Source organism: Streptococcus pluranimalium, from assembly GCF_047785745.1.
GTDB classification, from domain to species: domain Bacteria; phylum Bacillota; class Bacilli; order Lactobacillales; family Streptococcaceae; genus Streptococcus; species Streptococcus pluranimalium_B.
On sequence record NZ_JBLOJT010000092.1, the window covers coordinates 1 to 7,264 of the forward strand.

General features: G+C 37.2%; 6 protein-coding genes. All 6 read right to left on the reverse strand.

The window, feature by feature from the left end; genetic code table 11:
- Positions 1 to 64: 64 nt before the first annotated feature.
- Complete coding sequence (gene dapA / locus ACMZ6U_RS08470; protein WP_416107893.1) at positions 65 to 994, reverse strand: 4-hydroxy-tetrahydrodipicolinate synthase; 930 nt, start codon at positions 992 to 994, stop codon at positions 65 to 67.
- A 124-nt stretch (positions 995 to 1,118) separates the two neighbouring features.
- On the reverse strand, positions 1,119 to 2,195 hold the full coding sequence (locus tag ACMZ6U_RS08475) for an aspartate-semialdehyde dehydrogenase (RefSeq protein ID WP_416107895.1): 1,077 nt from the start codon (positions 2,193 to 2,195) through the stop codon (positions 1,119 to 1,121).
- Positions 2,196 to 2,473: 278 nt separating this feature from the next.
- Positions 2,474 to 4,060 carry a cardiolipin synthase gene (gene cls, locus ACMZ6U_RS08480; protein ID WP_416107897.1) on the reverse strand — a complete coding sequence of 529 codons (1,587 nt, stop codon included), beginning with the start codon at positions 4,058 to 4,060 and terminating at the stop codon, positions 2,474 to 2,476.
- Positions 4,061 to 4,206: 146 nt separating this feature from the next.
- A complete protein-coding gene (cls, locus tag ACMZ6U_RS08485) occupies positions 4,207 to 5,775 on the reverse strand; it encodes a cardiolipin synthase (RefSeq protein ID WP_416107902.1) in 1,569 nt (522 codons plus the stop codon).
- Between the two features lie 168 nt (positions 5,776 to 5,943).
- Entirely contained in the window at positions 5,944 to 6,438 is a 495-nt protein-coding gene (locus ACMZ6U_RS08490) for a GNAT family N-acetyltransferase (protein WP_416107899.1), read from the reverse strand.
- Positions 6,431 to 6,994, reverse strand: coding sequence for a GNAT family N-acetyltransferase (locus ACMZ6U_RS08495; RefSeq protein ID WP_416107900.1), 564 nt, complete (start codon positions 6,992 to 6,994; stop codon positions 6,431 to 6,433). The genes ACMZ6U_RS08490 and ACMZ6U_RS08495 overlap by 8 nt, the downstream gene beginning before the upstream one ends.
- Positions 6,995 to 7,264 lie beyond the last annotated feature (270 nt).

The window sequence follows — 7,264 nt, forward strand, 5'->3', positions numbered from 1 at the left end:
CCCCTTTTTTGTTTCGTCTAAGAAATCTAAAATGAGCTAGATGTAAACTAGCACATTTTTAGTATTAATAATTTGTTGGTCTTAAAACACCTTTGATAGGTTGAGAAGGTCCTTCGCTAAGAACAACTCTGATAATCTCTTTGGCTTCTTCATCAGAGCATGGAAGCAAAGGTAAGCGTAAAGGTCCAACATCAAAACCTTGATGGTTAAGAACAGCTTTAACTGGTGCTGGACTAGCCACAGAAAAGAGAGCATTTACTTTGGGAATAAAGCGACGTTGGATTTTTGCTGCTTTTTTGATATCATTTTGGTCAATAGCTTCCAACATCTCGTGCATTTCATCACCATTTGTGTGAGATGCAACTGAAATAACACCATCAGCTCCTAACGCTAAGGCATGGAAGGCTTCTCCATCCTCCCCTGTGTAAATCAAGAAATCTTCTGGAGATTGCTCAACCAAATAGGCTATATTTTCTAGACTTGTACACTCTTTAACACCAATGATATTAGGATGTTGAGCAAGACGAAGCATCGTCTCAGGTTCAAGTGTTACGACAACACGGCCTGGAATATTGTAGATGATGATTGGCAAATCACTAGCATCTGCAATGGCTGTAAAATGATGGTAAAGACCTTCTTGTGTTGGTTTATTATAATAAGGAACGATAGCTAACCCAGCTGCAAATCCACCAAATTCAGCAACTTCTTTTGCGAATTCAACAGAATCTCGGGTATCATTAGTCCCGATACCTGCAATCAATGGTACACGTCCTTTAACAATTTTTTGCACAGCTGCGAACAACTCCAACTCTTCTTCATGAGTTAGCGTAGGGCTTTCAGCGGTTGTACCAGCCAATAAGATACCATCTGTATGATGCTCTAATAAGTGCTCCACTAACTTAGAGAGTACCTCATAGTTAATAGAACCATCAGGCTTGAATGGTGTGACCATCGCAGTAATTACTTTAGCGTTTCGTAGTTGTTCAATAGACATTTTTTCCCTCTCTTTGACATAGAAATCCAAAATAGTCACCATTAAAATAGTTTGCTATTCAGGATTTTGAACTTACTGAGATAAACTGATAAATCCTAAAAGTTTGTCATAGTTAGAACGTTTTTTATTTCAATTCAAATTTGAGGTCATCAGTTGCACGAACAAGGCCTTTTTTATGAAGTGTTTCAGCGATCTGGACAGAATTCCAAGCAGCTCCTTTGAGAAGGTTATCTGAAACCACCCACATATGAATCCCATTTTCTTGGTCTAAATCTTTACGGATTCGACCGACAAAAGTATCACGACTGCCAACTGCCTTGACTGCTTGAGGGTAAATTTGATTAGTGACATCATCTTCTAAAACAGCACCTGGGAAATTAGCAATAGCTTCTTTGACTTCAGAAATAGGGGCTACTTTTGAAGTTTCAATATAGACTGACTCAGAATGAGCTGACAAAACTGGAATACGAACACAGGTTGCAGAAACTGCAATACGATCATCTTCCATAATCTTTTTCGTTTCCTTAGTCATTTTCATCTCTTCATAAGTGTAATCATTATCGGTAAAGACGTCGATTTGTGGAAGAGCGTTGAAAGCGATTGGGTAGTGCTTTTTATCTCCGCCAGAAGGAAGAATATCTGCTGTCACATCCTTAGGATTAATACCATCGTTTAAAACTTGACGTAATTGATTTTCAGTTTCATTGATAGCTGATTGTCCTGCTCCTGAAACAGCTTGGTAAGTTGAAATGATGATACGATCTAACCCCCATTTTTGGCGAATAGGCTCCAATGCGACCATCATTTGAATGGTTGAACAGTTAGGGCAGGCAATGATACCATTATGATTTTCCATAGCGTGTGCATTAACTTCAGGAACAACCAAGGGAACATCTGGATTCTGTCTAAAGTAAGAAGTGTTGTCAACAACAACTGCTCCTGCTTTAACAGCGTATGGTGCAAATTTAGCAGAAGTTGATCCACCTGCTGAAAAGAGGGCGATATCGACACCGTCAAAAGAATCTTCAGTCGTTAACTCTACAGTTACATCTTGTCTCTTAAATTGAAGCACCTTGCCTGCTGAACGACTAGATGAGAGGTAGCGAACCTTTTCGATTGGTAATGTTGATTCTTCTAACATCTTGATCATTTGTGTTCCGACAGCACCTGTGGCACCTACAACTGCAACTGTATATCCCATAGTAAACTCCTTTTTCTTTTTTAGAAAACTATCGTCCTAATTTTCTAAAAATTTCTTAGTTTTCATTATACTATTTTTTAGCTAAATTGCAATGTTTGGTATACGAAAAAATCCCCTGTCAAAAGACAGAGGATGAGGGCACTTTTTCAAGTGAGGTAAGAAGGTTCACACAACTTACCAAGGTCGGCTTCCTGCCTTAATGACCTCCCAGCGCAATAGTGGTTTAAAACCACAATCGACTCATCGCATGACTTTATCATACCATGGTTTTTGAGAGATTACAAGAGGGGGGCAATTGTTTTTAGTAAATAACTGCTGATTTTGCGTAGTGGGGGTCTTGATTTTAAACTGAGGTAGGTTACGTGCTGACATTTTTTTAAGGTTTCTTGGAAATCTTCTTCGACATCTTCGACAGCCTCTGAACCGTACATGTAAACACCACACTCAAAATGATGGTATAGGCTTCTATAGTCAAGATTAACTGTCCCTACGGTTGCTTTAATCCCATCGCTGACAAAGGCTTTAGAATGGACAAAACCAGGTGAATAACGATAAATAGAGACGCCAGCATCAATCAATTCTTTAAAATAGGTCTCAGCCAAGATAAAGGCATAGGGTTTATCGGGAATTCCGGGCATAATGATGGACACTTCTACTCCTCTTTCTGCCGCAAAGGTGAGGGCGTGCATCATTTCACTATCAATCACAAGATAAGGTGTCATGATATGAACGTAGTCTTTGGCATTGTTTAGGATATCGATATAGACATTTTCAGCGATATGATGGTAGTTCATCGGAGAGTTTCCGTATGGTGCAACATAGCCAGTTGCCTCAACACTTAAAGGATAATCTAGCATGAAATTGCCAAATTCGTCTTCATTATTCGTTGTTGACCACATGGTTAAAAAGAGCGCTTTGAAGGTTTGAACGGCCTGTCCTTCGATTTTGATGGCATTATCCTTCCAACGACCAAAACGATCGATCTGATTGATGTATTCATCCGCTAAGTTAACACCGCCAGTAAAGGCAACTTGTCCATCAATAACAGTGATTTTCCGGTGATAACGATAGTTATAATAGGTTGATAAAAATGGTCTTATAGGAGCAAAAGCACGGGCATCAATACCTAAATTCTTCATCCGATCTGTATAATCATAACTAAGGGTACTCAACTCCACCATCCCATCATAAAGCACTCGGACATCCACGCCTTCTTTAACTTTTTGTTCTAAAATAGTTAAGATTTCACCCCACATGACTCCTTCATCAATAATGAAATATTCTAGAAAAATATAGGATTTAGCTTTCAGTAAAGCCTCCTTGAAAGCTGGGAAAAAGTCATCACCCCAAGCATAATAAGTCAATCGGCTATCCGCATAGATTGGAAAATGACCAGGACTTTTATTGAGATAGGTCACTAATTGATAAGTATGGGGGTGGTTTTCTTTGATAGTCGCTAACAATTCAGCATCTTGATTGAGGTGCTTTCCTGCTTCATTGGTATATTGGATTACTTTGTGCTTTAAATCTCTAACACCAAAGTCCGTTTTAGTATAAAGAAAAAAGAAAGAGCCAAAAATAGGAAAGAGCATCATTAACATGAGCCAAGTATTTTTAGAAACAGCATCCATCTTGCTATTAAAAAGATAAATAACAACTAAAGCACCGATAAGATGCTCTAAATAGACAACTCTTAAGGGTAAACGATTGAACCACAGAAAACCAAGACCGATGAACAGGACTTCTAAGAGGATAGCTAAAAGAATGATAGCTCCCCGACTGAATATGACGCGATTCAGGCTTGAATGATTTTTGGGTAATAAGCGGGTAATGGGGATTCTATTACTAGAACGAGGTTTAGCCATGATATCTCCTTTGCCAGATAGATATCTCCTATTATAACAAAAAGAGAGCCAGTTATAACCCTTTTTACACATAAGGCTATAATTGGCTCCTTATCTCTTTGCATAAGAATTGTTGTACTAAAATACCAAATATAACTCTAATGCCTTTACATCAATGGGGCTATTGTTTTAGCGAGAGTACCAATTGCTTTATTGACGAATGGACGATTATTCACTTCCTCTAAACTAACCAAGTGGCTTTGAAGAAGTGTTGCTTGAAAGTCATTTTCAATTTGAGGGATACATGACACTTGGTACAAGTAGGTTGCACACTCAAAATGATGGTATAAGCTACGATAATCCAAGTTAATCGTTCCTACAACTGCCTTTTGACGATCACTGACAAAGACTTTGGCATGGATAAAACCTGGCGTATATTCATAAATCTTCACACCTGCTTTAATCAAGGTAGCATAGTAGGTCTTAGCAAGAGCATTTGCAAGTTTCTTATCTGCAATTCCTGGCATAATAATTTTGACATCTACACCACGTTGCGCTGCAAATTTTAAAGCATGAGCTAGCTCACCGTCAAGAATCAGATAGGGAGTCATGATATGAACGTAGTCTCTGGCTTGATTTAAAATATCAATATAAACATTTTCACCGATTTTATCATCATCTAGAGGTGAATCTCCATAAGGAATGATAAATCCATTATTAGGACGGTGTTCGTGTAGAGCTAGATATGGCTCTACTTCTACTTCTTCTTGATTAGCATGCCACATTTGTAGAAACAAAATGGTGAAGGTATCTACAGCACGCCCTTTTAACATGATAGCTGTATCTTTCCAATGACCGAAACGTTGGATTTGGTTAATGTATTCATCAGCTAGATTAATGCCACCTGTAAAAGCAACTTTGCCATCAATAACTAAAATTTTACGATGATCTCGATAGTTATAATAGGTCGAAATAAATGGTGATAATGGCGCAAAAGCTTTAGCTTTGATACCAAGTTTTTCTAAACGTTTGGTGTAATCAAAACTAAGTGTTGAAAATTCAATCATGCCATCATACATCACTCGAACCTCAACCCCTTCGGCTACTTTTTCTTCCAAAATAGCTAGAATCTCTCCCCACATGAGTCCTTCACCGATGATGAAGTATTCTAGGAAAATGTACTTTTTAGCCTTACGAAGTTCTTCTTTGAGAACCTTGAATTTTTCTTCTCCCGAACTAAAATAAGTCACATCAGTCTGGCGATAAACAGGGAAATGTCCACTTGAATTTTCCAAATAAGAAACTAAATTATAATTGTTTGAATGACGATTTTTCAATTCCAAAACAGCTTCTGCATCTTGGATCAGGTAAGGTTGTGTCGCATCAATCGTTCGTTGAATGCCAGCTCGCATTGCCTTAAATCCAAAATCTTGTTTTGTATAAAGTAGAAATAAACTACCTATTAATGGGAAAGGTACCAAAATTAATAACCAAGTGATAACAGCTGTCGAATCCATATCACTATTAATAAGATATAAGACAGTCAAGATGGCCAGGGTAATTTCAAAAATTTCAAACTGAATTTTATAGGTTTGAAACCAGTGATAAGAAGCGACAAAAAAAAGAATCTGTAAAATCAACAAAATGGCAATAACTGTTGTTCGACTAAAGATTCCTCTAAAAAAGCCTCGTTTTCCACGATCTAGTAAAGTGATTACTTTCTTTTTTTCGTAAATATTTCTATCCTCTCAATCTAGATATAACTATAGAATATTATAGCAAAAAATAGATAGAAAGAAATTGTAAATTGATTACTTTTCCACTTTTTTCTGCAAAAGAATCGTTCAGAAATTTTAACACTCTAGTAATCACTTAGTCTCTCTTGAGCAGTAATCGCTAGATTGTTATGATTTATCCTCCACTCGTTTTTGCATCCAAATCATATCATGCCATTTATCAAACTTATAACCAATTTTAGTAAAGTGGGCGACCTTTTCATAACCACGATTTTGATGAAAGGCAATACTAGCATCATTAGGATAGGTGATACAAGCTAAAAAGTTCTTCATGCCCATATCTGTCAGCTCTTTTTCTAAAGCATCATACAACTTTGTGCCAACCTGCTTACCACGAGCCTTCTCAGCGACATAAATCGATACCTCACAAGACCAGTTATAAGCTGCGCGATCTTTGTAGGTACTAGCATAAGCATATCCTAAAATGTTACCATCCTCTTGGTAGACGAGATAAGGGAATTTTAGCAAGGTTTGCTTCATTCGATTTTCAAAATCAGCAAGACTGGGAACAGTATATTCAAAGGTAATGGCTGTTTTTTCAACATAAGGAGCATAAATAGCTAATAGTTCATTAATGTCAGCAATTGTTGCACTTCTAATCATTACAATTCGTCTCCTTTATTAAGTAATCTGATTTTAAAATAGAAAAGATAGAAATGTCAACCAGACCACGGTTATTGATAGAAGATTGTCTAAGCTTACCCTCATATGCCATCCCTGCTTTTTTCATGACTTGTCCAGATGCAGGATTTTCCGTATCAAAAACAGCTTGAATGCGGTTGACCTCAGTTTCTGTAAATAAGGCTGAGATAACAGCTTTTAGAGATTCAGTCATATAGCCTTGACCCCAAAAAGCTTTTCCCAGGATATAGCCAATTTCTGCTGTTTGAGTTTTTTCGTCGTAATCAACGATAGAAATATTGCCGATTAACTCTTGCTTCGTTTTGTCAACAATAGCCCAGTGATAATAACCAGGGCGCTCGTCATTTATCCAAGAAGTGATGATGGACTTAGTGATTTCTTGGTTATCGTGTGCAGGCCAAGTCACATAAGTGACATTATCTTGATGACTAGCCCAATTATCAAACATAGCTTGATAGTCATTGATAACAAAGGGCCTTAAAGTGAGACGTTGGGTTTCAATGATATCTAGTGACATAAACTACTCCTTTCAAATACTTTTTAACAACTAAACGTTTTCTTCTTATTATATCTAAAAAAGCAAAAAAGCCAACCGATAAGGGATGACTTTTTAAATTTCCCAAATTGTCAAATTAAGTTAGACTATTTATATTGCTCAGAAAAACTTGATACGGTGTTTGATAGTTTAGTGATTTTCTAGGAATTCTATTTCTTTTATCAGCTATTGCCGATAAAACCTTTTGAGAGAGATCTCTGAAATCTATTTGCTTAGGAAGTCCATGTCTTC

Excerpts from the sequence above, each read along its gene's own strand:
- ACMZ6U_RS08475 (WP_416107895.1), bottom strand. The coding sequence starts at position 2,195 with ATGGGATATACAGTTGCAGTTGTAGGTGCCACAGGTGCTGTCGGAACA.
- ACMZ6U_RS08490 (WP_416107899.1), bottom strand. The coding sequence starts at position 6,438 with ATGATTAGAAGTGCAACAATTGCTGACATTAATGAACTATTAGCTATT.
- ACMZ6U_RS08495 (WP_416107900.1), bottom strand. The coding sequence starts at position 6,994 with ATGTCACTAGATATCATTGAAACCCAACGTCTCACTTTAAGGCCCTTT.
- cls (WP_416107897.1), bottom strand. The coding sequence starts at position 4,060 with ATGGCTAAACCTCGTTCTAGTAATAGAATCCCCATTACCCGCTTATTA.
- dapA (WP_416107893.1), bottom strand. The coding sequence starts at position 994 with ATGTCTATTGAACAACTACGAAACGCTAAAGTAATTACTGCGATGGTC.